Source organism: Streptomyces sp. NPDC002476 (genome assembly GCF_042889785.1).
Taxonomy (GTDB): domain Bacteria; phylum Actinomycetota; class Actinomycetes; order Streptomycetales; family Streptomycetaceae; genus Streptomyces.
In genome coordinates, this window is record NZ_JBIARH010000019.1 from 62,765 (window position 1) to 88,943 (window position 26,179).

The 26,179-nt window shown below is 69.5% G+C and carries 18 protein-coding genes and 8 pseudogenes; 12 read left to right on the forward strand and 14 right to left on the reverse strand.

Annotation, left to right across the window (positions count from 1 at the left end; translation table 11 throughout):
* Positions 1-4: 4 nt before the first annotated feature.
* The 4 genes from ACFYXM_RS21905 to ACFYXM_RS21920 form a co-directional block, all read right to left on the reverse strand.
* Complete coding sequence (locus ACFYXM_RS21905) at positions 5-1,309, reverse strand: BNR-4 repeat-containing protein (protein ID WP_389291557.1); 1,305 nt, start codon at positions 1,307-1,309, stop codon at positions 5-7.
* Positions 1,310-1,531: 222 nt separating this feature from the next.
* Positions 1,532-2,833, reverse strand: a complete 1,302-nt coding sequence (locus ACFYXM_RS21910) for an extracellular solute-binding protein (RefSeq protein WP_389291559.1) — start codon at positions 2,831-2,833, stop codon at positions 1,532-1,534.
* Between the two features lie 53 nt (positions 2,834-2,886).
* Positions 2,887-3,807, reverse strand: a complete 921-nt coding sequence (locus ACFYXM_RS21915; protein ID WP_389291561.1) for a carbohydrate ABC transporter permease — start codon at positions 3,805-3,807, stop codon at positions 2,887-2,889.
* Positions 3,804-4,733 (reverse strand): carbohydrate ABC transporter permease, encoded by a 930-nt coding sequence (locus ACFYXM_RS21920; protein WP_389291563.1) that lies wholly within the window; start codon positions 4,731-4,733, stop codon positions 3,804-3,806. Before ACFYXM_RS21920 ends, ACFYXM_RS21915 begins: the two co-directional genes overlap by 4 nt.
* A gap of 437 nt (positions 4,734-5,170) precedes the next feature.
* On the opposite strand from ACFYXM_RS21920, the gene ACFYXM_RS21925 reads away from it, so the two are divergent.
* Entirely contained in the window at positions 5,171-7,471 is a 2,301-nt protein-coding gene (locus tag ACFYXM_RS21925) for an FAD-dependent oxidoreductase (protein ID WP_389291565.1), read from the forward strand.
* Positions 7,472-7,534: 63 nt separating this feature from the next.
* Here ACFYXM_RS21925 and ACFYXM_RS21930 read toward each other — a convergent pair whose 3' ends face one another.
* From ACFYXM_RS21930 to ACFYXM_RS21940, 3 genes are all read right to left on the reverse strand, one after another.
* Complete coding sequence (locus ACFYXM_RS21930) at positions 7,535-8,323, reverse strand: IclR family transcriptional regulator (RefSeq protein WP_389291566.1); 789 nt, start codon at positions 8,321-8,323, stop codon at positions 7,535-7,537.
* 249 nt (positions 8,324-8,572) lie between these two features.
* Positions 8,573-9,859, reverse strand: coding sequence for a phosphatase PAP2 family protein (locus ACFYXM_RS21935; RefSeq protein ID WP_389291568.1), 1,287 nt, complete (start codon positions 9,857-9,859; stop codon positions 8,573-8,575).
* Between the two features lie 399 nt (positions 9,860-10,258).
* A complete protein-coding gene (locus tag ACFYXM_RS21940) occupies positions 10,259-11,044 on the reverse strand; it encodes an AraC family transcriptional regulator (RefSeq protein WP_389291570.1) in 786 nt (261 codons plus the stop codon).
* Positions 11,045-11,136: 92 nt separating this feature from the next.
* On the opposite strand from ACFYXM_RS21940, the gene ACFYXM_RS21945 reads away from it, so the two are divergent.
* Positions 11,137-11,955 (forward strand): sulfite exporter TauE/SafE family protein, encoded by an 819-nt coding sequence (locus ACFYXM_RS21945; RefSeq protein ID WP_389291572.1) that lies wholly within the window; start codon positions 11,137-11,139, stop codon positions 11,953-11,955.
* A 17-nt stretch (positions 11,956-11,972) separates the two neighbouring features.
* On the opposite strand, the gene ACFYXM_RS21950 is transcribed toward ACFYXM_RS21945, so the two are convergent.
* The gene (locus ACFYXM_RS21950; RefSeq protein ID WP_389291573.1) at positions 11,973-12,188 is read right to left on the reverse strand and encodes a hypothetical protein; all 216 of its coding nucleotides are present in this window, start codon (positions 12,186-12,188) and stop codon (positions 11,973-11,975) included.
* Positions 12,189-12,929: 741 nt separating this feature from the next.
* Here ACFYXM_RS21950 and ACFYXM_RS21955 point away from each other — a divergent pair.
* Positions 12,930-13,253, forward strand: coding sequence for a hypothetical protein (locus ACFYXM_RS21955; RefSeq protein ID WP_389291575.1), 324 nt, complete (start codon positions 12,930-12,932; stop codon positions 13,251-13,253).
* Between the two features lie 391 nt (positions 13,254-13,644).
* Here ACFYXM_RS21955 and ACFYXM_RS21960 read toward each other — a convergent pair whose 3' ends face one another.
* On the reverse strand, positions 13,645-13,989 hold the full coding sequence (locus tag ACFYXM_RS21960; protein ID WP_389291577.1) for a hypothetical protein: 345 nt from the start codon (positions 13,987-13,989) through the stop codon (positions 13,645-13,647).
* Between the two features lie 659 nt (positions 13,990-14,648).
* Between ACFYXM_RS21960 and ACFYXM_RS21965 the strand changes: the two genes are divergently transcribed.
* On the forward strand, positions 14,649-15,065 hold the full coding sequence (locus ACFYXM_RS21965) for a hypothetical protein (protein ID WP_389291579.1): 417 nt from the start codon (positions 14,649-14,651) through the stop codon (positions 15,063-15,065).
* 179 nt (positions 15,066-15,244) lie between these two features.
* On the opposite strand, the gene ACFYXM_RS21970 is transcribed toward ACFYXM_RS21965, so the two are convergent.
* Positions 15,245-15,703 carry a hypothetical protein gene (locus ACFYXM_RS21970; RefSeq protein WP_389291581.1) on the reverse strand — a complete coding sequence of 153 codons (459 nt, stop codon included), beginning with the start codon at positions 15,701-15,703 and terminating at the stop codon, positions 15,245-15,247.
* 770 nt (positions 15,704-16,473) lie between these two features.
* Positions 16,474-17,511, reverse strand: a complete 1,038-nt coding sequence (locus ACFYXM_RS21975; protein WP_389291583.1) for a DUF418 domain-containing protein — start codon at positions 17,509-17,511, stop codon at positions 16,474-16,476.
* An 857-nt stretch (positions 17,512-18,368) separates the two neighbouring features.
* Between ACFYXM_RS21975 and ACFYXM_RS21980 the strand changes: the two are divergent.
* From ACFYXM_RS21980 to ACFYXM_RS22000, 5 genes and pseudogenes are all read left to right on the forward strand, one after another.
* Positions 18,369-19,098: pseudogene (locus ACFYXM_RS21980) on the forward strand (response regulator transcription factor).
* Positions 19,099-19,871: 773 nt separating this feature from the next.
* Positions 19,872-20,447, forward strand: a complete 576-nt coding sequence (locus ACFYXM_RS21985; RefSeq protein ID WP_389291585.1) for a GNAT family N-acetyltransferase — start codon at positions 19,872-19,874, stop codon at positions 20,445-20,447.
* Between the two features lie 31 nt (positions 20,448-20,478).
* On the forward strand, positions 20,479-20,763 hold the full coding sequence (locus ACFYXM_RS21990) for a hypothetical protein (RefSeq protein ID WP_389291587.1): 285 nt from the start codon (positions 20,479-20,481) through the stop codon (positions 20,761-20,763).
* 49 nt (positions 20,764-20,812) lie between these two features.
* Positions 20,813-21,013, forward strand: a pseudogene (locus ACFYXM_RS21995) (hypothetical protein); the annotation flags it as partial.
* 417 nt (positions 21,014-21,430) lie between these two features.
* Positions 21,431-21,952: pseudogene (locus ACFYXM_RS22000) on the forward strand (transposase); the annotation flags it as partial.
* A 151-nt stretch (positions 21,953-22,103) separates the two neighbouring features.
* Here ACFYXM_RS22000 and ACFYXM_RS22005 read toward each other — a convergent pair.
* The 3 genes and pseudogenes from ACFYXM_RS22005 to ACFYXM_RS22015 form a co-directional block, all read right to left on the reverse strand.
* Positions 22,104-22,277: pseudogene (locus ACFYXM_RS22005) on the reverse strand (transposase); the annotation flags it as partial.
* Between the two features lie 354 nt (positions 22,278-22,631).
* Positions 22,632-23,978 carry an MFS transporter gene (locus tag ACFYXM_RS22010; protein WP_389291658.1) on the reverse strand — a complete coding sequence of 449 codons (1,347 nt, stop codon included), beginning with the start codon at positions 23,976-23,978 and terminating at the stop codon, positions 22,632-22,634.
* Between the two features lie 63 nt (positions 23,979-24,041).
* A pseudogene (locus ACFYXM_RS22015) lies at positions 24,042-24,828 on the reverse strand (SDR family oxidoreductase); the annotation flags it as partial.
* A 166-nt stretch (positions 24,829-24,994) separates the two neighbouring features.
* Here ACFYXM_RS22015 and ACFYXM_RS22020 point away from each other — a divergent pair.
* The 3 pseudogenes from ACFYXM_RS22020 to ACFYXM_RS22030 form a co-directional block, all read left to right on the forward strand.
* A pseudogene (locus tag ACFYXM_RS22020) lies at positions 24,995-25,257 on the forward strand (transposase); the annotation flags it as partial.
* 266 nt (positions 25,258-25,523) lie between these two features.
* Positions 25,524-25,583, forward strand: a pseudogene (locus ACFYXM_RS22025) (hypothetical protein); the annotation flags it as partial.
* A gap of 130 nt (positions 25,584-25,713) precedes the next feature.
* A pseudogene (locus ACFYXM_RS22030) lies at positions 25,714-25,849 on the forward strand (IS6 family transposase); the annotation flags it as partial.
* Positions 25,850-26,179: the final 330 nt, after the last annotated feature.

Consider the following 26,179-nt stretch of genomic DNA (forward strand, 5'->3'; position numbering starts at 1 on the left):
GGCCTCAACGGCGTCCGTAGTAGAGCGCGTTGTGTGCGATGTCCGGGAGGTACAGCACATCGTTGCCGTCAGAGTCCCGCCGCACCGCGAGCCGGTCCGCGCTCACGCCCGGCGCGGCGGACTGCGCGGTCCACGTCCCGTCCGTGGCCTGGGTCGCGGCGAAGACGCGGTCGGTGCCGGAGGAGGTCACGTAGTACACCCGCTTCGTGTCCGTCGCGTCCCAGGTGATGCCGAGGGCCGCGGCGGTCTGGCCGCCGGCGTACACGGTCTTGCTGACCCAGCCGCTGCCGCTCGGATAGGCGTAGTACACCCGGAAGTTGCCGCCGCTGTCGGCCGAGCGGTAGCGGTAGGCGACCTTCGGGGCGGAGCCGTCGAGGGTGAGCTTGGCGCTCTGCACCGCCGGACCCGTGTAGGCGTTGTCGATGCTCCACTCCTCACCCGCGGTGAGGTCCTGGACCACGTCGGACGTGGCGGGCGACACCGGGGTGGTGACGGCCGCGCCCGCACTGTCGGCGAAGGCACCGGTCGACGGGTCGTAGCGCAGGTAGGAGAGCTGGTGCCGGAACCCGGTCGCCGGGGCCTTGGCCCACTCGTACAGGAGGTGCACGCGGCCGGCGGCGTCCACCATCAGGTCGTCGGGGTACACGGAGCGGTTCAGCGCGTCGGCGAAGGTGGCGACCACGCTCCAGCGTGCGGCGGCGTCGTCCCAGCGGTACAGCTTGCCGGGACGCCGGTCGGCGCCGGCGCCGACGCGGGCGGCCAGGTAGAGATCGCCGTTGGGCGCGGTGGTCACGATCGGATAGGTGATGCCCTGGCCCTGGTCGGGCAGTTCGGCCGCGTGGTCCGTGACGTCCGCTCCGGGGGCATCCGTGTGGAAGTAGCGCCAGGCGTCGGCGTGCATGGAGGCGAACACGTGCAGACGGCCGCTGCCGTCGCGCGCGACGGACGGCTGGTTGTGGCCGTTGTCGTCGGGGAACTCGGCCTGCTGTCCGCTCCGGTCGAGCAGCGGCAGACGGCTCCAGACCCCGTCCGGGTCGCGCCGCGCGATGGCCGGACGGTGCGTGGCGGCCGTCGAGCCGGGCTCGTTGAAGGCGAAGTACGTGTACTGGCCGCGGCCCTTGTACGTGGCGACCGGCGTCCACCAGGCGGCCTGGTTCGACGAGTCCATCGCGTACGGCACCTTCTCGATCACCGTCGCCGCGGCTGCCGAGGAGGCCGTGGTGCCGGCCTGGGCGGCCGGGACGGGCATGAGCAGGGCGGCCAGGGCCGCGGCCGAGGCGGCGTACGCGCGTGCCGTGGGACGTCGCAAGGTGAACTCCTTCGCGGGCGTGATGGGAGGAGGACGGGAGCGGCCACGCGGGCCGGTCCACCCCTCCGCTGCGCCGGAAACCTACAGTAGATCCCGGATCATGAATAGAGCTTGCACAATACGGATCTGAGATACGTCCTGAGGAAGGCGTATGCGGCACGGCGAAGGGCCCGGTGAAGGTCGTTCGACCTCCACCGGGCCCCTGGATCCCCGCGCGTCTGCTCAGCGCTTGATGAGGGCGGCGACCTCCTCGCCCGCCTTCCTCATCGCGTCCTTCGGCTTCGACCTGCCGACCAGAACGGCCTGGACCTGCTTGGCCACGGCCTCCTCGATCTGGGCGTTCTGCGCGAACTGCCAGAACGGGCTGCCGGTCGCCGTCTTGGTGATCTTCTCGGTCCACTCGGTGGTGAAGGTGTCCTTCGCGACCTCCGGGGCGGACAGGCCCGCGGTGGTGGACGGGGGCAGGGAGCGGGCCGCGAAGTACTCGGAGGTGGTGGCGCGGTCGGAGGTGGTGTGCAGGGCGAACTGTGTCGCTGCGTCCTGCCCCTTGCCCTTGACGATCGCGATCACGCCGCCCCACAGCAGCGCCTGCGGCGTGTCACCGGAGCGCAGCACCGGCCGCTGCATCGGCTGCATCGCGTCGGCCAGCGTCTTGTCCTTGGACTGGGCCGAGGTCACGCCCTTGCCGATGACGGCGTCGTCGTAGAAGGCGGCCTTGCCCTGCCCGAACAGGGCGCGCGCGTCGAAGCGGTCCACGTCCGCGGCGATCAGCTTCGCGTCGTGCAGCTTCTTGTACCAGGTGACCGCGTCGACGGACGCATCGTCGCCGATGGTCACCTTGTCGCCCTCAAGGAGCGTGCAGCCGAAGGTCTGCATCCACGGGAAGATGTCCTTGAGCTGCGCGACCTTGGTGGCAGCGGCGTACGGCACGACACCGCCGCCGAGCCCCTTCAGCTCCCGCAGCGCGTCCTCGAACTCCTCGACGGTGGTGGGGTGCTTCTTGATGCCGGCCTTCTCCAGGAGCTTGGCGTTGGCGATCACACCGATCGAACCGGTGTTCCACGGCAGGCCGTACTGCTTGCCGTCGTACATGCCGCTGTTCAGCGCCACGTTCGTGTAGCCGCCCTTCAAGGCCACGGAACCGAGGTCGGCGAGCCTGCCCATCTGCGCCACCGCGGCGAGCCAGGCGATGTCGAGGTGCACCGCGCCGGTCGTCTCCCCGCCGCCGAGCTTGAGGGTGAGCTGGCTCAGGTACTCGTTGTACGGGTACGAGACCGCGCGGATCTTGGAGTTCTCGGCCTTCTCCCACGCCGCGATGATCTTCTCGATCGCGGGCTTGGCGGCCTCCTCGTTGAGCGACCAGGAGGTGAAGTCGAAGTTCTTGGACTTCGTGTCGCCTCCGTCGGAGGAGGTGCCGGCGCCGGACGGTGCGCAGGCGCCCAGCACGCCTGCACCGGCCACACCGAGCGCGCCGATACCGAACATGCGCAGCGCGCCGCGCCGGCTGATGCCAGAGGTGGTCATGGTGTCTCCATGGGGGAGTGGGTGGAAGGGGGAGTGTGGGGGAGAGTGCGGGCTCAGCTCTTGACCGAGCCCGCGGTCATGCCGCCGACGAGGTAGCGCTGCAGGAACATGAAGGCGACGACCACCGGGACGGACACGATGAGCGAGGCCGCCATCAACTCGGGCCAGGCGGTCTGGAACTCGCCGATGTAGGTGGAGACGAGGCCGGGCGGCAGGGTCTGCTTCTCCTTGTCGGCCAGCGTCACCGCGAAGATGAAGTCGTTCCAGCCGCGGACGAAGGCGAACAGGCCGGCGGCGATCATGCCGGGCGCGGCCAGCGGTGCCACGACGGAGTGCAGCGTCCGCCACCGGGACGCGCCGTCGATGGACGCTGCCTCCAGCAGGGCGTCCGGGATGGTGTCGAAGATGCCCTTCAGCATCCAGACGCACAGCGGCATCGTGAACGTGGTGAAGGACAGCACCAGGGCGGTGTACGTGTTGAGCAGGCCGAAGCTGGAGAACACGGCGTACAGCGTCACCAGCAGGAGCGCCTGGGGGAACATCTGGGAGGCCAGCACCAGGTGCATCAGCGAACGCCGCCCGCGGTAGCGGAACTTGGAGAACGAGTAACCCATGTACGTGGCGACGACCACGCTCAGCACGGCGGTGATCGAGGCGACGATCAGGGAGTTGACCAAGTACTTGATGAGCTGGTCGTTCTCGGCGAGGGCCGTGAAGTTGCTGAAGGTGATGTCTGTGGGTACGAGCTTCGGCGGAAACTGGAAGGTCTGCTCGGGGCTGCTCAGGGCGGTGGCCAGCAGCCAGTAGACCGGCAGCATGCCGAAGGCGCCGATCACCAGGACCGCGGTCCAGGCAGCGATCCGTGAGCGCAGCAGGTCCTTGCGTACCCTGCGCCGCGTGGTGCGCGGGGCGGACGTGGCGGACCGCCTCGGCCGGTCGGTGCCGGACAGCGGGGTGGAGGTCGTGGAGGTCATCGGGCGTCGCCCTTCCGCTCGGTGATCCTGAGGTAGACGACGACCAGGATGAGCAGGAGCAGCATCCACAGACCGCCCAGCGCGGTCGCCCGGCCGATGTCGAAGCCCTTGAAGGCGGTCTGGTACACGGCGGTCGCGAAGGTTTCGGTGGCGCCGGCCGGGCCGCCGCCGGTGAGCACGTAGATCGTGTCGAAGTGCTGGAAGTTCCAGATGAACTCCAGCAGCAGCACGATCGAGGCGACACCGCGGACCTGCGGCCAGGTGACGGCGAAGAAGCGCCGGATCGAGCCCGCCCCGTCCATCGAGGCCGCCTCGTGCAGTTCCTTGGGCACGGTCTGCAGGCCGGCCAGGAGCATCACCATCATCCAGGGGAAGCTCGCCCAGGTCTTGGTGACGATGACGGCGAGCATGGCGGTGCCGGGCTGGCCGAGCCAGGAGACGGACTCCTCGATGATCCCGGCCCTCATGAGGATGCCGTTCAGCACGCCGTAGTTCGCGTTGAAGATCCACATCCACAGGAAGGAGACGACCACGCCCGGGATCACCCACGGGAACAGGAACAGGCCGCGCAGGAAGCCGCTGCCCTTCAGGCCCGAGTTCAGCGCGAGCGCGAGCGCGAAGCCGATCACGAAGGGGACGATGGTCGCACCGACGGTGAAGACCAGCGTCTGCTCGAGGATCGTGAGGAAGTCGCCGTCCAGCCAGTGGGTGAAGTTGTCCAGGCCGACGAACTCCCGGCCCGGCAGCCGCAGGTCCTGCTTGAAGAAGCCGGTGAACAGCGCCGACACCAGCGGGTAGATGATGATCGTCGCGAACAGGGCGAGCCCCGGTGCGGTCAGCAGCAGTGCGAACGCGCCGTTGGAGAGCCGTCCGCCGGTCCGCTCACGGGGTGGAGCGGCCTTGTGGGGAGGTGCGGCCGTACTCATGGATGTGTCCTCTCAAACGGTGCGGGAGCGGTGATGCAGGGCGCACCACGGGAGGCCGTGCGTCGACAGGCGGACGCGACGCGGCCGGGTGCGAGCGGTGAGCGGCCTCGTCCCCCGCTTCGATCGAGGCCCTGTGTGAATGCCATGCATGCTCCGTTGAACGCAAGTTGCAGCATGCGGGATCGTTCTCCATATCGTGCGACGGCGTCAACCCTTTTGGTCGGTGAATCGCCAGTTCTGTGCGGGACCGGCGGTCTCGCCGGACCTGCGGCGAGCTCGGCCGTCAGTCCCTGACGGCGGCGTCATCGGTTGAGCCGAAAACCTACAGCACATTCCCACTGACTGAATAGTGGTTGCACAATGTGGATGTGATGTACGTTCAAGGTCGCTCCGCTGCGGCGGAGAGTATTCGAGCTTCATACCAAGGAGGCCGCACCGTGCGGGAAGAAGAGGTCCATTACGACATCGCCGTCATCGGCGGCGGCCTGGCGGGGACCTGCGCGGCCATCGCCGCGGCCCGGCTCGGCCGGCGCGTCGCCCTGGTCAACAACCGGCCGGTCCTGGGCGGCAACGCCAGCAGCGAGATCCGCGTCTGGGTCTGCGGCGCCACCGCCCATGGCGTGCACCGCTGGGCCCGCGAGACCGGCATCATGGGCGAGCTGTACACCGAGAACCAGTACCGCAACCCCGAGGGGAACCCGTACTACTGGGACCAGGTGGTCCTCGACGCCGTGCGGGCCGAACCGGGCATCGACCTGTACCTCAACACGGACGTACGGGAGGTCGACGCGAGCGGCCCGGAGGACGCACGCGAGGTGCGCTCCTGCACCGGCTGGATGATGGGCTCCGAGCGCCGCATCACCTTCCACGCCGGGCAGTTCCTCGACTGCACCGGCGACGGCCTGCTCGGCCACCTCGCCGGTGCCCGCTACCGCATCGGCCGCGAGGCCCACGCGGAGTTCGGCGAGCCCTGGGCGCCCGAGGAGGGGGACGAGGCACTGCTCGGGTCGACGATCCTGTTCCACACCAAGGACCTGGGCCGGCCGGTGAAGTTCGTGCCGCCCGCCTCCGCCCGCGACCTCACCACCACACCCATCCTGCGCAACCGCGTGCTGCGCACCGGCGACAACGGCTGCGACTACTGGTGGATCGAGTGGGGCGGCGAGCTCGACACCGTCCACGACAACGAGCGCATCCGCGACGAACTCCAGGCCGTGATCATGGGCATCTGGGACCACATCAAGAACTCCGGCGAGTTCCCGGACGCCGAGAACCTGACGCTGGAGTGGGTCGGCAGTCTCCCCGGCAAGCGCGAGTACCGCCGCTTCATCGGCGACCACGTGCTGACCCAGCAGGACATCCTCGACCAGCGACAGTTCGACGACCGCGTCGCCTTCGGCGGCTGGTCCGTCGACCTCCACCCCGTACAGGGCATGTACGCCGACGAGCCCGGCGCCCGCCAGCGCTACGCGGACGGCATCTTCCACATCCCGCTGCGCTCCCTGTACTCGGCGAACGTCACGAACCTCCTGTTCGCGGGGCGCAACATCTCCGCCACCCACGTCGCCTTCGGTGCCACCCGTGTCATGGCCACCTGCGCGACGCTCGGCGAGGCCGCGGGCACAGCCGCCGCGTTGTGCGTCGCCGAGGGCCTCAGCCCGCGCGAACTCGCCGCCGAGCGCCCCGAACTGGTGCGCCGCGCCCTGCTGCGGCAGGACGCCTCGGTCATCGGCCTCGTCGACGACGACCCCGACAACCTGGCGCGCACGGCCCGCGTCAGCGGCTCCTCGCACCTGAGCCGCCTGGCCGCCGAACCCACGCCGACCGCGCCCGGCGAGCCGTACCCGCTCACCCGCGACCTGGCGCTGCTGCTGCCGGCGGACCCAGCACTCGACACGGTCGACCTGCTCGTCCACGGCGCTCCGGGCGAGCGGCCGAGCGAACTCACCGTGGAACTGTGGAGCACCGGCCGCCCCGAGAACGCGGTCCCCGTCGACCATCTGCTCACCACCACGGTGACCGTGCCGGCCGACGGCCCTCACTGGGTCACGGCCCGCCTCGGCCACCGCCCGGACGCCCCGGAGAACGTCGTCCTGATCGTGCGCGCCTGCCCGGGCGCGGCGCTGGTCCTCCTGCCCGAGCGTACCGACGGCGTCCTCGCCCTGCGCAGCAGGGCCGAGGGGGACGCGGCCGTCGACCACGACATCCCGGAGGAGGAAGGCCAGCTGGTCCTGGAGTGGCAGGCCCGCGGCCTGCGCCGCCGGACCTTCGGCTTCCGTGCGGCCCCGGACACCGCCGCGTTCCTGCCCGAGCGGGCCGTCGGCGGATTCCAGCGCGCCTACGGGGGCCCGCAGATGTGGTCGTCCGGGCCGCTGCCCGACCCGGACCGGGCCGCTCAGTGGCTGCGCCTCGAATGGGACGAGGAGCAGCAACTCGCCGAGGTGCGCGTGGTGTTCGACGACGACGTCGACGAGTACCTCAACAACCTGCACCGCCACCGCACCCCGTTCGAGGTCATGCCGGAACTGGTCCGCGACTACCGGATACAGAGCCGCGAGCCCGACGGCGCCTGGCGCACGCTGCTGACGGTGACGGGCAACCGCCGCCGCCACCGCGTGCACGACCTGAACGGCGCGGACGGCGGGCCCGTGCGCACCGACGCGCTGCGGCTCGTGGTGGACGCGACGCACGGGGCCCGGCACGCGCATGTGATCGCGTTCAAGGCGTACGGCGCATAGCCGTACGGCGAAGGGGCCCGGTGAAGGCCGAACGACCTTCACCGGGCCCCTTCGCCATGTGAGTCAGAGGGCGCCGAGTGCTTGGCTGATGGCGTCGGCGGCCTCGATGACCTCGCGGGTGAGGGCGAGGCGCTGCCCTTCGGCCTCGGCGTGGTTGCCGAGGAGGGAGGCGGGGCCCCACAAGGAGATGGCGGCGACGACGTCCCCCGAGGCGTCGCGTACGGGCGCGGCGAGGGAGGCGCGGCCCAGGGCGCGTTCCTCGGCTTCGAGGGCGTAGCCGGTGCGGCGGACGGTGTCGATCTCGGAGTCGAGGAGGTCGTGGCTGGTGGTCGTGTAGTCGGTGTGCGCCGCGAGGGGTTCGGGAAGCAGCTTGCGGCGTTCCTTGGGTGTGAGGCCGGTCAGGAGGCATTTGCCGATGCTGGTGGCGTGCAGCGGGGCGGTGTGTCCGGCCTGCGTGTAGGACTTGGGGGCGCGCGTTCCCTCGAAATTGCACAGGAACATCAGCTCGGTACCGCGGCGGACGGCGACATTGGCTCCGAGTCCGGTGCGCGTGGCGAGGTCCTGGAGGACCATGCGGGCGGCGCGGTGGACGGGGTGGCGGTTGGCGGCGGTGGCGGCGAGCGGGAGGATGCCGAGGCTGAGGCGGTAGAGGTTGCTGACGGGGTCGCGTTCGACCATGTCGAGGCGCTCGAGGGTGGACAGGAGGCGTGAGGTGGTGGAGGAGCCCAGTCCGGTGAGTTCGGCGACGTCCGAGACGCGTAGTTCGGCGCGGCCGGAGTCGAGTGCGCGCAGTACCGAGACCGCTCGTTCGACGCTCTGGTTCGTCCCGGTGTCGGTCGCCCGAGTAGCCATGACCCTCCTCATTCTGCAAACCGCTTGCACAATCTGCATCAGCATATCGTGTCGGCCTGAGGGCTGTTCGTGAAATCCGCTGACTCGCGGCTGGAACGGATACGGGTCGATCGCCGGGTTGCACGGGGCTCCCAGGACGGACGTCGTCTGCGTGAAGGGAAGCGTGGAGCAGGAGGAACACCTTCGACGATGTCACCGGCACGCACCGCCGTCGGGTGTCAGGACGACGGCGGTGCTCGCGGCTCACTCTCAGGCGGGTTCGGGTTCCAGGCCCGCGGGCTGTGCTCGTGGCTCCCGCGCCGGTGCGGTCCTCGATCGCCACCGCTTGGTGGTGCGTACGTAATGAAGGACGACGCCGGACATCAACAGAAGGAGCAGAGGGCCGAACAGCCACGGATGCGCGGCCATCTGCTGCGGCAGGTAGCGGTACGACACCAGCAGCACGGCGAAGACCGTCGTGCCATGGGCCACCAGCCACGTGCACGACCGGTCCCAGCCGAGTGCCGCGCCGCGCATGCCGGCCTCGATGGTGAGGGCGAACACCACACCGGCGACGAGGTCCACGCCGTAGTGGTAGCCGAAGCCCAGCGTCGCGGTGAGGGTGGCGACGAACCAGAACAGGCCCGCGTATCGCATGAACCGTGAGCCCTCGCGGGAGTGGACGAGGAGCGTGGTGGCCCACGCGGTGTGCAGGCTCGGCATGCAGTTGCGCGGCGTGATCTCGTCGAACGGTATCGGATGCGGGGCGCCGATCACCGGCAGCGAGTCGGGCCATACGTCGGCGGCCGCCCACGCTCCGCCTTCCGCACCGTAGGCGTAGACCGGCCCCACGACCGGGAAGATCATGTAGATGGCCGGCCCGAGCAGGCCGATGACCAGGAAGGTGCGCACCAGGTGGTGGGCCGGGAACCGCCGCCGATCCGCCACGTGACGCAGCTGGTACAGCCCGACGAGCGCGGCTGCCAGCGGGAGTTGGCCGTAGACCAGGCCGAGAACATGGCCGCTGACCGGGTCGGTGGCCTCGACGATCCGGCCGACCAGCCACGAGGGATCCCCCAGCGCGTGATCGGCGGTGACGACATACGGGTCGAGCACGGTCGGGCGGGTCTGCGACGTGATCAGCAGCCAGGTGTCGCCCGCCCTGTGGCCCATCACCAGCAACAGGCCGAGACCCGCACCCTTGAGAAGCAGCGCGCGTTCCGCGCCGGTGCGACGCGTGAGGGCGAGGACCACACAGCCCACGACCACCCACAGGGCGCCGTTGCCGAAATGCAGGTCGGCGCCGACCGCCCACCGCACCAGCAGGAAGAGGACGTCGATGCCGATCGCGGCCCCCGCCGCGACGAGCCGTTGCCGCCAGGTGAGCACCACCATGGTCAACGCCAGACCGGCATACAGCAGGGGGCCCGAATGGGGGGCGAATATCAGCTCCCGTGTCTCGATGGCGATCGGCCCCGGCTCGCCGTAGCCGCGCGCTGCGAATTCCAGCGCGATGAGGAATGCGAGGGTCGTCACGCCGGCCGCAGCCCACAACATCGTTCGTGGCTGACGCCATGCGGTGTGACCGTGCGAGGGTATTCGTGGTGGTGTGGTCTGCAATGGCCTGACTCATCGGTGGAGTGGAGGAAAAGGACAAGTACTGCGCCGATGAACGCGAATTCCCGGTGAAGAACAGGTGATCACGGTGATCGTCGCGAGTTCGAACATGCTAACGGCACGTGGGCATGTCACAGGCGGTTCGGCGCCGATCAGGCGGCGGAGGTCATCGTTCCGTACACCCGGCCTGCCCGAGGGAACGCTCGGACCGGAAGGCCGTGCCCGTGGCGGCACGAGGCCGACACCTGTGCGTTCCGGTAGGCGTCCATCGACGCCGACCGCGCCCGGGCTACCGGCCGGACGCGCTGAGCGGTCTCCGTGCGCGCGCCGCGCCGCGGCTCAACCACCGCCGCGGTGCGGCGGTCGGGCCAGGTACGCGGACGGGGCACGGCCCAGCAGGCTCCGGAAGGCCGCCGTGAAGGCGGCGGGATTCTCGTAACCGAGCGATGCCGCGACCCGGCTCACCGGCGTGCCCTCGGCGAGCGCGTGCACCGACCGCAGGATGCACGCGCGCTGCCGCCACTGGGCGAAGCTCAGGTCCGTACCGCGCCGGAACAGCCGGCCGAGGGTGCGCTCGCTGACGTTCAGGGCTGCCGCCCAACGGGCCGGCGGATCGTGGATGTCCGGTGCGCGCAGGAACGCGTCGCACAGTCGCCGCAGCTCCGGGGCGGCGGGCAGCGGCACGTCGAGGGGGAGCGGTGTCAGGCTCCGCAACTCGTGCAGGATCAGCTCGACGACGGTCGCGTCCCGGCCGTGCTCGGAGTAGCGGGGCGCCATGTCGACCGCGTCGAGGACCAGCGCCCGCAGCAGCGCGGAGACGTCCACCACCCGGCACCGCTCGGGGAACCACGGAACGGCACCCGGCTCGATGTACAGACTGCGGGTGCTGACCCCCGTCAGGACGACGTGGTGCCGGACCCCGGGCGGGATCAGGACCGCACGGTCCGTGGGCACGGTCCAGGTCCCGTCCGCCGTCTCGACCTGCATCACACCGGTCGCCGCGTACAGGAACTGGGCGCGGCGGTGCGCGTGGAAGGGGAGCAGGTGGTCGTGCGGGTAGTCGGTGCCGATGGCCAGTACCGCACGGTCCAGGTCGTCCACCTCGTCGACCGGTACGTTGCGCACGCCCCGATCCTACGCCGGGTTGTCGTCTGCACGTAAGAAGTCGGCGAACGATCGATTGTCCGTCGTAGGAGTCGACGTCTAGCGTCGCCACCGTGTCGACCTCGCTCCTTGCTTGTCTCCCGCTCCTCCTGTTCGGCTGCCTGACCGGCGTCACGACGGTGCTGTTCGGTTTCGGCGGCGGCTTCGTCATCGTCCCCGTCGTGTACGCGTTCCTGACCACCGCGGTGCATGACGACCCGGGCGGCGCCATGCACGTGGCCGTCGCGACCTCGACGGCCGTCATGGTCGTGAACGCGGTGACTGCCACGCTGGCGCAGCACCGGGCCGGCCGGCTGCGGCAGGAGTACGTCTGGCCCCTTGCCGGTTTCGTGCTGCTGGGCGCGGCACTCGGCTCGTTCGTCGCCACCCGGCTCAGCGGTGGCCTGCTGCGCGTGCTGTTCGTCGTGTACCTGGTGGTCACGATCGCGGACAGCCTCCTGCGCAAGGGGTTCCTCGTCATGGCCGACGACGGCGGGCCGCGCCCGCTCGGCCGGTTCACCACGACGTTCGGCGGCGTGGGCATCGGCGCGGTCGCGGCGAGCCTGGGCGTCGGCGGCAGCGTCATGACGGTCCCGCTGCTGCGTCGCCGCGGACTGCCCATGGCCACTGCCACCGCGCTGGCGAACCCGCTCAGTGCCCCCATCGCCCTCGCGGGCACCCTGGTCTACGCGCTCGCGCCCGCCGCCCAGGCACACGTCGGCCGCGTCGGCCACGTCGATCTCGTGTCCTGCGCCGCCCTGCTCTGCGGATCCCTGCCCGCCATCGCCCTGCTCAGGCGGGTCGGCGGGCGCGTTCCCGACCGCCTGCACTCCGTCGCCTACGTGGCCCTGCTCGTCCTCGTTCTGATCGTCATGCTCGCCACCGGGCCGTGACCGCAGTGCCGTCGCGCTCACGAAGGAAGCGGCCCCGGTCGATCCCCCGAGCGCACTTCCTTCTTCCCCTGCAGGCCACCAACGCCGCCGTGGCCCAGATGTTCCGTCAGGCCGGGCATCGCCGGGCCGAGGAGACGCACCGGCACTCCGCCCGATGCGGCCATGACCGAGCCGAGCGGCCCTGCGCGCACACCCTCGCCCACGAACCCACCCGTGTCGTCCAGCAGCGCCACGGGCCCGTCGCGGGCAGCGACATCGGCAGCCGCTTACGGTTCTCGACCCGTCCGACCCGTCCGACCCGTCCGACCCGTCCGGCCGTTTCGAACGAGAAGCCGAGGCCGACGCCGGGCGCGTCATGCGCGAGGCGATACCCGCGACCGCGGACACCGGTGACGAGCCGCGGCGCGACTCCGGCCGAGAGCCAGCGCATGGAAGCGCCGGACAACCCCGCCGTCTCCCCGCCTCCGGCCGCCCCCGCCGCCCTCGCGGGCCCCTCGGTGCAGCAGGTCGACTTCGAGGGCGCCATCCCCCTGGCAGGGGACAACTCGACCCGGCGGACGCCGGGTTCCGTCGTCTCCAACGCCAGGGACTGGGCGCCGTCGGGGGCGACCTGCTCACCGCCGGCCGGTGGATCGTACGGGCGAACGGCACGCAGGAGGCGGGCTCCACGATCCACTTCATGTATTGCCTGTTCGACACCCCCATCACGACCGGGCAGCCACGCGCCCCAGCGGTCTGGGAGGCCACGAGCATGGCGGTGGAGCGGACCGACGGCCCGCCAACCCTGAAACGCCGAGGGTGCGGCCCGCGTCCCTGCGCCGGGAGATGCGGATCACGGCTCCTACGGCGCGGTACGCATGCTCGACGAGACCCGTTGGGAACCGAAGAAGGTGTTCCACGCGATGGCGGCCAGGCACCGCCGCGGTTGAAGGGAAACCCGCCGCCAACTGCGCCAACGGTCGAGCGAGGCGAACGTGTCTGCTGCCCAAGGCTCGCGCCTGGCCGACCTGGCGACATCGGCCACGCAGCCGACCGCAACCACGCAGTCGACCGCGTGGCTGCGGGAACTGGTCGACGAACTGGAGAATCCGCATTCCACCTCGAAGAACCTCAGCGTCGGCACGAGGCCGATTCAGGTCGGGCCGGACTTGTTCGCGACGAAGTCCCCGTCACTGCCCACCGGCGTCCGATGCTCCACCCGTCCGCCGGGGGCCGCTCCCGCCGCAGCGGCCATGTCCTGGCTGCCATGGCGGAGACGGGTGACGGGCCCCATCCGGGCGATCACCGGCCCGTCGTAGTCCGTCGCGGCCGACGGCCCAGCCGGACGAAGGAATCGATGCCCTGCGGGCGATGCGGTGGCGGGGCGCGAGGCGTCCGGTGGCCCGCCAGCAGGACCGGAGCGCGGCGCACTTGACCTCCCACACCTGCTCGCCGGGCTTCCACACCATCCCGGCTTCCGGCAGTTCGAGCAGCTCCTTGCGCCGCTCCTACAGCATTGCGGTCCGCAGCGACTTCCCCCGCTGGGGCGCCCACCGCCCGGCGGGGCTCCTTCGTGACGTCGACCTCGGCCACCAGCGCCGACCGCCGACACGAGCCGCGGACGTACATCATGAGCACATCTGCGAAGCAGGTTTGGAGGATCGGTGAGCGCTGAGACCAACGGACTCGTAGCGTCGACGGGCGTCGTGATCAGGACGTCAGGGTGACCCACCGGCCGGTGCCGCCTGTCTCGACGCATTCCTGATACGGATTCAGCGGGCCCGGCCTTTCGCGACAGCCCCAGGAGGATCCTGCGACGTGGACGGTCGTGGCTCCTTCGCCGCCGCTGTTCCAGCTCCGCGTGTAGGCACTCGCGACCAGGAGTGCTGTGGCACAGTCCCTGGCGTGGGCCGTCCCCACCGAGAGCCCCGATGCGCCGTCGGTGCCGCAGATGACGCCGGCTGCCTCGCTCGTTTTCTCGCCGACGGCACTCGCCGCGGGTGTCGGCAGGGCCAGTAGGGCGATGCCTACCGCTCCTGCGGCTGCAGTTCTCATCGATGCGTTCATCCTTTTGTCTCCTTTGTGAAAGCCGCGCCGCGGCCGAGGACCAGTCCTCCACCTCCGCCGCGTCCAGCACGGCAAGGGCGGCATCCATCAGCACGGCGAGCCGGCCGAGCAGGGAGTCGGAGTCGTTGCCGTCTGCATACGGACAACGACACCCCGGCCGACCGGACACCCTTCAGCGGCTTCGCCGACGACCGCACCGCCGATTCACGCGTACGCCAGACAGCACGCAAGGGCGCTGCACCATGACCATCCCGTGCAGTCCGCCATGCGGCTGCAGACCGAACGCGTCGATGAGGACGAGGCTGACACCGGCCTGGCTGTAGGCGTGGCAGACCGCGCCGGTGCTCTGGGCCTGGGGCATCCGGGTGGTGACAGAGATTTCGAGGTAGCGGGGCGAACTCCGCGGCGAGGGTCCTCTCGGTAGCGCCGGACGGGACGAAGACGTGGGGTGCAGGCCACTGCCACTTCGCGCCGAGCTGTTCCAGATGCCGTCGCCCCGGCCCGGCTCGGCTGTTACAAGACGGCGACAATGCCCCAGTGAACGTCCGTCTCCGTTGTGCCGTCGTTTCTAGTGACCACGCCAATCGGCATGTAGGTGCCCTTTGGCGCGAAAGGCTGTTCTCACTATCGAAAGGGGCAGATCTGTGATGGTCTCGAAACGGCGCTCCCTGCGCATTGCCGTCGTCGGTGTCCTCGGCGCGGCTTCCCTTGCCCTCGCGGGCACCGCAATGGCAGCCACCCCGGCTACGCACACTGCCACCCCGGTCGTCGCACCGAAGGCCGTGCCGGCCAAGGCCGACATCACGGCAAAGCCGTCGGTGTCCTCCGTCCGTGCCTGGCAGCTGTTCCGCGTCACGGGCCGGACCACCGGCCTCAAGCCGGGCAGCAAGGTGACCCTTCAGCAGAAGCAGCACGGCAAGTGGGTCAGCCTGCCCGCATTCACAAGCATCTCGCGGGACGGCTCCTACTCACTCGGCGTCAAGCTCGGGCTGAAGGGCAAGAACGACCTGCGTATCATCAGCGGCACCACGGCCTCGCCGGTCTTCAACGTGACGGTCCGCTGAGACGTACCGCCACCGCAGCAGATGCTTGTCGGCACCGGGGTGGTCTCACCTGCCCCGGTGCACGCGCCGGACACGATCTGCGCCGACATCGCTGCGTCCCGCCCGATTCAGCAGTTCCGCGCCGCGCATGTGGGAACGGCGCGGCCGGCGCGCCTGCTCCCACGCTCCGACCTACGACATCATCGCCTGCCTGCACTGCGGAGAGAAGACCGGACTGAATGTCCGTTGTTCTCATCGGGAAGGCACTCGGCCTGTCGTGAACGCGGCCGACTGACCGTCCGGGCCGTCGCCGAATGAGCAGGGTCTCCGCGACATTCCTCCATGAGAACACCGACGTACGGGCCCTCGTCCAGAACGCTACGGCCGAGCACCACAGGCGCTACGACCGCCAGGCCAGCGCCGTTCTTGTGTTCTTGGTTGAACAGGGCGGTCAGACCCTTGGGCGCGTTCCAGTGCTGGTGCAGGTCGACGGTGGCGCCGAGGTTGTCCAGGAGTTGGTCGACGACGGCCGCGGCCTCGCTGGCCCGGTCGCCCCACCACAGGTGCTTGGTCGGCGTGCACGGCGCGACGTGGCCGTCGTCGGTGGCCGGGGTCTCGACCGCGGCCGCCTGGGCGCCGGGCTTCCACTCGCGGATCACACGCGGAAGGCGTAGCGGGTCGGGCCACCAGGGCGGCATCTGGCCAACGACCTCGTCTCCTGGGCCAACGAGCACGTCGACGAGGCCGGGATCACCGGCCTCGTCGTGCGTAAGGACGTCACCCGGCTGCCGGTCGGGCTCAGCCAGACTCAGGTCAGCCGCAAGCAATCGGGAACCGCGGCGTGAGCGCTGACCGACAGCGACCGTCTGTCCGCCCGCTACGGCATCCCCGTCCCCGACCTCCTCGCCGGAGCCGACCGCGCCGTCCACTGTTTACCCGCCCGCCGCCGCGCGCCGTTGCCTGGCACCTTCCAGCTGGCCTTCAGCCCCCGACCGACAGTTCGCTGACCCGCCGCGTCACCCCGCCCGTGCGTGGTGTGCCGCCCGACAAGCCGGATTCGACATGCGACGGCCAGTCAAGTTCGAATGTACGAGACGGCCGAAGCGGTCATCGGCGGGGTCACCGGCTCTCTCACCTGATCTCGGGCTCGTCGGCGTGCCGCTGTACCCGGCGCCGCCGGCGTGGAGCGGGAGCAGCGAACTGCTGCGCTTGCTGCCTCACGGCCGACGCTTCACTTCCCCGCGCCGGGCCGCGCCGGAGCGGGCCCGGGCGATCGAGCAGCGCAGCCCGGTGCCGGTCGGCCACCGTCTCCCACCATCCAGGTGGATGCGCAGCGCGTGGTGCACCGCAGCGGTCGGTGTCAGGGGCGTTGTCAGTCGGGGAGTCGGGGAGTCGGGGAGTCGGTGTGACGGTCCGGCCGGTTCTGCGCTCAGCGGATGTGCCGGGCCAGGCCCGTCGCCTTGGTCATCAGCCATTCCAGTGGTCCGCGCTGGTGGAAGCGCGACCAGACGGTCGCGAACACCATGGCGGCCGCGATGAAGCCGAGTAGGACATGCAGGGGTGACCCAGGCAGTTCCTCGATGCCCAGCAACCGGATGCCGACGAGGTGGAAGACGTACGCGGTCAGCGACATGGAACCGACTGCGATGACCGGCCGGGCCAGGGACTGGAGCCGCGGGAGTGCGTCCGTCGCGGCCAGACATGCGGTCACGACCATGATCGCCACACCGGTGTTGCCCAGGATCGACAGGGTGGTCTCACTGTGCGGGGAGGCAGCCAGCAGCCAGGCGGGGGTATCGCCGGACGGAGAACCCGCGATGTCGGACCACCATGCGTTCGCCCCACCCGCGCCGATGGCGTCGGCGGCGCCGGGAACGACGTGCAGCGCCAGCCAGGAGCCTCCGTAGCCGACGATCATGAGAGCGGCACCTGTGAGGGCCAGGCGTGTCCGGACGGCGGTGGCGGCCAGGTCCAGGCGGGCCACGGCCATACCGGCGATCACGAACGGGATCCAGGCCAGGGCCGGGTAGGCGCCGGTGAAGAGCAGCGAGACGATGCCGTCGGGCTCACCGGGTGAGCGGACGCCGCTGCTGCCGATCGCCTGCTGCACCACGTAGAGCACCTGGGGCAGGACGAGGGCCGTTCCCGCGGCGATCGCCGCCAGGGGGCCGGGGCCGAGCCGGTACAGCGGCAGTACGAGCAGGAAGTACAAGCCGTAGAACGCGAGGATCACATCGACCGGGATGCCGCTCATGGTCAGCGCAGTGCCCAGGGCCAGAAGGATCACGGCCCGGATCACCACCTTGGCCGCTGCCTGGCGCCCGGCCAGCCCCGTCTTCGGCGTCACGCGCCCGGTGATGAGGACAACGGCGAAGCCCGCCAGGAAGGCGAAGAGAGCGGAGGACCTGCCGTGGGCCAGCTCCATCAGGAAGCCGATCACACCGCCCTGGTCAGGGTCGGGGCCCACATGAGCCGCGTACATGCCGAATACCGCGAGTCCGCGGGCCAGGTCCAGCCCGATCAGCCGGCCCGCCGTGGCTTCCCGCTCTCGCGCGTGCGGGCCGGGGCTTCTGTCACAGGAGCTGCAACGTCTGAGTACTGTGTCATGCCTTCCAGGTTTGAGAGTGGGTTGATCGCCGGGTATCCGGCACATTTCCGTGCTGTCCCCGCCATCCGGCGGAGGCCCACCTGCCGGGTGACTGGAGCCACTGCTCACGGAGCCGCCCTGGTCATCCGGGGCTCTGGGCTCGGCGCAGCAGGCATGGACAGCCATCGGCGCGTGACTTCGAATGTACAGCTGACAGCCGCGAACAGATGATGGGGCGGACCACATGTGATCCGACTCTCGGTGGGGGGCGGCCGAGATGCGGCCGAAAGGGATGGCGGGACCTGTTGAGGGTGTTCCCGCCGGCTGGTCACCGCAGTCCGGAACGGGTTCTGCCGGGCATACCGGCGCCCGGCCGGGCGGCTCCTCACTATTTCGGTGCGGGGTGGAGATCACCGCTCGCCGCCCTCGGTGCCCGCGGTCAGGAGGCCGGAAGGAGCCGTCGGGCGGCGGTGGCAGCTACGCGGGGACGGATGACTGTTCGATCCTCCCCAGGGCGCGGCGGATGGTGCCGCGGATGACCTTGAAGGCGTCTGCGTGCCATCCGCCGGCACTGCTGCTGGGGCACGGAATCCGCACCCTCCCGAGCGACCGGCCGCCTGCCACCGTTACGGACGCGCGCGACAGACATCCGGCCCGCCGGTCGTCGGAGTGCCCCGGGCTGAGCCCGAGCGCTCATCGGGGGCGTTCCGCGCGGACCGAGTAATACTGGCGGCCCGGTGACCGCTGCCCGCATCCTCGTCGTCGAGGACGACCACGGCCTGCGCGATGTCCTGGCCCGTGGCCTGCGCGATGAGGACTTCGACGTCGTGACCGCCGTCGACTGTGCCACCGCTCTGAAGGCCGTCGATGCGTCGGTGCACGCGGTCGTGCTCGACGTGGGGCTGCCGGATTCCGACGGACACAACGTGTGCCAGGAGATGCGCGGTGCGGGGTTCACCATCCTGGTGATCTTCCTGACGGCCCACGGCAATCTCATCGACCGGCTCTCCGGGTTCGCCTCAGGTGGTGACGACTACCTGATCAAGCCGTTCCACCTCAGCGAGCTCGCGGCCCGTGGCCGCGCGGTCCTGAGCCGCACCGGTCACCACGGCAGCGCCCTCGCCGACGGCGCGGGCGCACTGCGGCTGGACCCCATGAAGCACGAGCTGACGGTCCACGGCCGACCCGTGGCCCTGACACCGACCGGGTTCCGGCTGCTGGCGTGTCTGATGGCCCGGCCCGGCACCGTGGCACGCCGCCCAGGCCCTGCTGCGGGCGGGCTGGCCGGAGGGGGCACACGTCAGCGACAACACCCTGGACCAGTACCTGACCCGCCTGCGCCGCAAGTTCCGTCAGGCGGACAGCCCGCAGAGCATCAGCACGGTCCGCGGGGTGGGCTACCGCTTCGACACCCCACCCCTGTCCTCGCCGCCGCCGCCGTCGTCGTCGGCATCATCGGAACGCTGAGCGGTCTTCCGACCCCCGGGGCGAGGCGGCCGCGCAGGGTCCGGGTGGTGAGGCCGTCGACACCCCCGCTCGCCCGGATCACCACCGAGACCGAGTGGCTGACCGCCCGCCCGCGCGACACGGAGCAGCGGGACACTTCCCTGGAGGCCATCGCGGGCGCCGCCGCGACCATGCGGCAGATCTGCGACTCACTGCTCTCCGAGGTCCGGACCCGCAACGCGCGGACCCCCGGCCGTCGTGCCCGCCCCGAGGACGGACACGACGGCGCGAGTCTCGGACTGGCCCTGGGCCCCGCCGACTGGCCAGGGCCGCGGCGCCCGCCTCGGCATCGAAGTCGAAGTCGAAGTCGAAGTCGAAGTCGTCCAACGCTAACCCGGAGTCAAAGGATTCGATCTGAGCCCGTCAGCTCAATAGGACGGCTGTGAAAATCTCGTGGTGGGCCACCAACCACCCCCGGACGCGGTCCGAGAGGTTCGTCTCAGCACGCTCATGGGTTGAAGTTCAATTGACAAGTCCGAGGAAAGCGCGTTCGGAGCCACCCGGACGTATGAGTGACGCAGGCCCATCCGCCCGGAGACCGCTCCGTGATTCTCGGACCGGGGCGAGCGGTCATCCCCTGCGCGTACGGGGCGGACCTTTCCGACGTGGGCGTTCAGAAGGGCGTTGCCTGTTCTTGGTGCGGTACCAGCAGTGCCCCGACCGCGCATCCCAAGGGGGCTGGCTACCGCATCGGGGCTGGTGGCTCGATCCACTGGGCCGGGACAATGGATCTCATGAACGCATTGCCCACGCTGTCTGCCACTGAGATCACCACTGATCGTCTCCGTCTGCGAAAAGCGCACGACGCCGACATCGACGGCCTCATCGAGCTCCAGACCGATCCACAGGTCCGTGCCCACCTCGGCGGCCCACGGCCCCGTAGCGTCGTCGAGCAGTACTTCGACGCGAACGGCATCGGCGCTGTTGCAGGCAAGCCCGGCACCTACGTCATCGCCGACAAGGAAGCCGACCGGTTCATCGGGACACTCGTACTCGACCGCCGCTCCGCCGACCTTCCCGGACACGTCACCGAGGAAGGCGGCGAGCTGGAGCTGGCCTACCTGCTCCGGCACGGAAGTTGGGGTGCAGGGCTGGCATTCGAGGCCGCCACGGCTCTGCTGCGTGCCGCCGCCGGCGAGCTGCCCGACCAGCCGGTCCTGGTGGTCACCCAGACGGCCAACGAGCGCTCCCTCAAACTCGCCGCCCGCCTCGGCTTCCGGCCCATGGACACCTTCGAGGCGCATGACGCGGAGCAAACCCTCGCTGTAGCCGAACTGCACTTGTTCAAGACCCGGTCTCCTGTCTCTTGACCCACGCCGAAAGCAGGGCAGCCGTTATGCCGTGCGACAGGGTCGCGTTCGGCAACATGCCGGGCGACCGCGTCGACGCCGGGGCGGGCGTTCCATCGAAGACCTGGCACGCCATCACCGTCCGCTGCGGCACGACAGGCTCACCAACGAGATCACCGTCCCCGCCGACCAGGACCCGCAGGCCGTCAGCGCCTTCATCGACGGCCGCCGTCGCGCTCCCCCTCCCCCTGGACTGGGCCGGCTGCCGCTGCGCTGGCAGATCGCCACCGCCCGTACGCTGAGCGGCCTGCCGTACGCACACCTGGTCCGTCTCTAAGGGCTCTGCACGGCGGTTCCGGCGGTGATCCCGGCGTGCGTGGTGGCCGGGCCGGATCACCTGTATGGAGATCAGCCTCGCCAACCTCATCGCGACCGCCCTCACCGGCCGGCAGACCCGCTGGGTCCTCGGCGCCCGGTTCCTGCCCGACGGCCCGCACGCCTGGGCCGAGGTGCTCGAAGGCGCGGTCGGACAGGGCATGGGCGACGGCGTCGACCGGCCCTGGACGCCGGTCCTCACCCTGCCGTAGTCGGCGGTCGGGGCCAGAGAGGCGAGAACGTCGACGGCTTCGTGGATGCAGTGGAACGGCAGACAATCACGATGAAGCTCCTGACGGAACGGTGATCTTGGTCGTGCACCCGTCTACCAGGAGCTTCCTCACTCTGCGCAGCCGCTGAACTCCAACCGGCCAGGTCCCCTGCCCGGCGGCAGCGAGTACCGCTCCAGGCAGCGGCCGACAGATCAACGCCAAGGCAGCAACGCCAGTCGTAGCTCGGGTCAGGCCGCCGCCCGAAGCGACACCTGATCATCCTCACAGTCATAGCTGTCCGCGACCGAGCCGACCGATGCGGATGTGTCGATGCCGGACAGCCGCTCGATATACCGAATTGACACATACTGGGTTGATTCCAGTGGTCGTCGCAACACCTGATTGCGGAGGTGTTGCATGGGAAGACCAGCAGGATGGGCGACGGCGGTGACGGGACGTCCGGCAATGCGTTCGCCGGGGCGGCCTCCGATTCGACGGGATGTGGAGCGGGCGTTCCGGATCAAGATTGCCGAAGGCCTGACCAGCGAGGAAGCGGCGATCGCGTGCGGTGTGTCAGGCCCGGTCGGCTCCCGATGGTTCCGCGAGCGTGGTGGCATGCCGTCGATCAAGCTCAGCCCGCCGTCGGGCCGGTACCTTGCGTTCGAGGAGCGCGAGGAGATCGCATTGTTCAACGCCCACGAGGTAGGGGTACGGGAGATCGCGCGCCGGCTGACCCGGTCGCCGTCGACCATTTCCCGAGAGTTGCGGCGCAACGCTGCGACGCGGAACGGTCAGTTGGCCTACCGGGCGTCGATCGCGCAGTGGAAGGCGGAGCTGGCTGCACGGCGCCCAAAGGCATCGAAGCTGGTGGCCAACGCGCGTCTGCGTAAATACGTGCAGGATCGGCTGGCCGGACAGATCCAGCTTCCGGACGGGAGCACGCAGGTGGTCGATCACCTGCTCGGCCTCGTCCGGGGACGGTCGATCTCCTGGGCAAAAACACGCTGGCGGCTTTCATGATCTCGTTGGTTCGCCGCAACTCCGCGCCTTCCTCGCGGAGTTGCTTCAACTCGTCATGCTCGGCGCTGGTGACCCGGTCGTTCCGCTCGCCGTGGCCGGCCTCGGCCTGACGGACCCAGCCGCGCAGGGCCTCCTTGTGGATGCCCAGATCCTTCGCGACGTGCGCGATGGGACGGCCAGTGGCACGGACCTCGCGAACCGCACGCTCGCGGAACTCGTCCGGGTATCTATGGGGTGCCGCCATGGTGCTGGTGGTTCTCCTTCGCCAGGACCGTAACCCTGGCAACAGGAACTCCACAAATCTCACTACAGCTCAGGGTCGGCGAGTCGTCAGGGCGATGGTCAGCTGCCGGACGCGGTCCTCGTCCGTGCAGCTGACCGGCACCCCCGACACAGCCATGTAGACACAGCTGTCGATGACATCCGTCGCCTTCCGCCTTCCGCCTTCCGCTGGACCAGAGTGGCAAGGACCAGTCCGGAGGTGCGGGACCACAGCCCCACGAAAATGAGACATCCCGCGCGGCGCGGAGTACCACCCGCATGGGTTGTGCCTCGATCAGCCCCGGTCGACGTCTGCAACCGGTGCTTCGTGACCGCCTTACGCCTGCGGCGTGGTGGGGCGGGTCAGATCACGACCGCGGGTCTCCTTGATCACAGCGACGGTGATTGTGGTAATCACCGCGGCGGCGCAGAGGTACAGGGCGATCGGCGTCCCGGAGTCGTAGTCCTTCAGCAGTTTGACGGCAATGATCGGTGCGAGGGCACCCGCGACGATCGAGGCGAGCTGCGACCCCATGGAGGCGCCCGAGTAGCGGACCTTGGTGTCGAACATCTCGGAGATGAAAGCGGCTTGGGGCCCGTACATGGCGCCGTGCAGCAGGAGTCCGACGGTGACCGCCAAGGTGATCACGGTGAACGACTCCGAGTCGACCAGAGCGAAGAATGCGAAGGCCCACAGGGCCATGCCGATCGAGCCGATCAGGGTGACGGGCTTGCGGCCCATCCGGTCAGAGAGCGCGCCCCACAGCGGGATGGTGATGAAGTGGACCGCCGAGCCGATCAGCACGGCGTTCAGAGCGGTGCTCTTGGGAAGTTCCAGGTGAGTGGTGACGTAGACCAGGATGAAGGAGGTGAGGATGTAGTAAGAGATGTTCTCGCCGAACCGGGTGCCGATGGCGCCGAGCACCTCACGCCAACTGTGCCGGAACACCTCGACGACCGGCGGCTTCTCCTCGGCCCCTTGTGCGACCTCCGCTTCAGCCTTGGCCTGCGCGGCGAGGAAGACCGGAGACTCCGACACCGAGACGCGGATCCACAGCCCGATCACGACCAGGACACCGGAGAGCAGGAAAGGAATGCGCCAGCCCCAGGACTGGAACGCCTCCTCGGACTGCACGGCGGCCAGCAGCGCGAGGACACCCGTGGCAAGCAGGTTGCCGCCCGGTGCGCCGGCCTGTGGCCAGGAAGCCCAGAAGCCGCGATGCTTGTCACCACCGTGCTCGGAGACGATGAGCACGGCACCGCCCCACTCGCCCCCCAGCGCGAAGCCCTGGATCAGTCGTAGCACGGTGAGAAGGATTGGGGCGCCGATGCCGACGGTGTCGTACGTGGGCAGCAGCCCCATGGCGCAGGTGGCACCGCCCATCATCAGCAGGCTGACCACGAGCAGCTTTTTGCGGCCGACCTTGTCGCCGAAGTGTCCGAAGACCACGCCGCCGAGCGGCCTGGCGGCGAACCCGATCGCATACGTGATGAAGGCGATCAGGGTTCCCACCAGCGGGTCGCTGGACGGGAAGAACAAGACGTTGAACACCAGTGCGGCAGCGGAGCCGTAGAGGAAGAAGTCGTACCATTCGATAGTGGTCCCGATCAGACTCGCACTGACGATCCGGGCGATGCCGCTGGAACGGAGCACGCCGGACGGGGCTGGGGTGGTCTCGGTCATGGGGTCATTCACCGGCTTCTCGTGTGCGTACGGGAACTGGAAGTGAAGTGCGGGATGGGGGCAGTTGGCTCCCCAGCCTCTGCCCAGGGGCAGCGAGGCAGCGGTGGTGCAACTCGCGTGGTCCGAGCACAACCACGTTGCGGCCACTGCGGCTTCGCCCGCTTCCAGGAGGCGCTTGACGGGAGAGCGGGTCAGCAGTACATCGCTGAGGACGTCCCCGGTGCTGATGCCATGTGCGGCGGCGCGACCGCGGATCTCGTTCTCGATCAACCGTGCGGACGTAGCCGGGGTGGAGGCAGTTGCTGGTCCCGCTGTGCGGGGCTCCCTCGACCGCGGCGAACTTGCTCAGCCCTTCCAGGGCGTGCTTGGCGGTGACGCAGGCGGCCTTGTAGGCACTGGCCCGCAGCCCATGCACGCTGGAGATGTCGACGATCCGCCCCCGTCCCTGGGTATACATGTGCGGCAGGCTGTGACGCATGAGCGGGAACGGGGCGGTGACCATCACCTGCTGGATGAGGGCGAACCGCTCGGGCAGGAACTCGATCAGCGGTGCGATGCGCTGGATTCCGGCGTTGTTGACCGGGATGCCGATATCGGTCGGCTGGCCGTTGATAGCAGCCTGGTCGGTCAGATCGGCCACGTGCGCTGCGCCGCCGATCTCGGCCGCGACCGCTGCGGCCGCCTCGACGTCCCGGTCCACAACATGCACGTTGGCCCGGGCCACCGCCAGTGCCGCGGCGCACGCCTTGCCGCTGCCGCTGCCACCATCCGTGACCAAGGCGGAACGGGATGTCAGATCCCTGCCTTCCACCGCCGCCCAGCGGGAATGGGATGGAAACTCACTTGTCATGGCCGGACACAGTAGGGACCCCGCCCTGTTGCACCTATGTATGTGCCAGCCATAAAGAGCGTTGGCCTCATTGTGAAGGCAACTACTCGACCAGGGCGCGTATCGAGTCGTGATCAACCTTTGGGTTGTCCCTCATGCCGAGGTCTGTTCCGGTAGATCGTCTTGTGTGACGTGCGTGCAACTGAAGTACGACGAGTGGGAGTTCATCGAGCCGTACCTGCCGATCGGCGAGTACGGCCCGTACCCCGAACGCCTGCGGCAGCAGTTCGAGGGCGTGATCTGGCGATTCAAGACCGGCGGCCAGTGGCGGGAGATGCCGCAGGAGTTCGGCGCCTGGTCGACCGTCTCCAACCGCTTCCGGCAGTGGCGTGAGATGCTGTTGTCGTTCCGATCTTGAGGGGTGCGTTTCGAACGGGAGTCTCGATCGGGTGGTCGCGGACCGCTTGGCGTATACGGGTGGGGCCTCCTGAACAGCTCGTTGGTGTCGAATCACCGAGCAGCAGCAGGAGGCCCCGGTGCCGCAGTCTTCCGTGCCGATGCCCTGGTAGTCCACTTCGGTCGCCCTGGAGTGTGACTGTCTGGCTCACCGGTTCGGAAACGCCGCCGACAACGGGGTGCGCGAGCGCCGCTATCCGACCGACATGACCGACGGGGAGTGGGCCAAGGTTCGGCCGCTGCTGCCGGTGCCGGGCTGGATGCGTGGTCGCGGCGGGCAGCCGGAGGCGTACTGCCACCGGGCGATACTGGACGCGATCCGCTACCTCGTTGACAACGGCATCAAGTGGCGCGCCATGCCCTGGGCGCGGACTACCTGGCCATCGGCACCACCTTCGACCAAGGCTCCTTCCTCTCCAAGGACCAAGCGCTCGGCGGCGAGTGGAAGAAGAAAGATTCCTGTCCGCCTTCAGCGGCATCTCACCCCACTTCAGACCCCGCCGCCCACTACCGCGCCGAGATGACCAACCGCTTCGCGATCTGGGACCAGATCAACGGCGCGACCGCCCTGCCTGCCGCGGCCTGAGCCCGGAGCCCGAACCCGGCCCCACCACCCCCGGACACACCGTCAGGCACTCACACGCTCCACAACGTGACAGCACCCGTGTCATCGACCACGACGGCCACCGTGTCGTTGACCTGAAGGAGGGATCGCCGCTCGTGCGGTTCCTCCGGTCCACGACGCCGAAGCGCGCCGGCCACATCAGCGCGCGCCAGCCGCGTCGGCGGGTGTGCGACCCGTCAGCGGGACGTCCTCGGCCGCGAACGGCCGGAGGCCGTCGCCACCGTCTCCGCCGAGCGCTTCCGTGCTCCGGGGCACGGCGGTGAGGCGCTCCGTGATCCGACGTCACCGCAC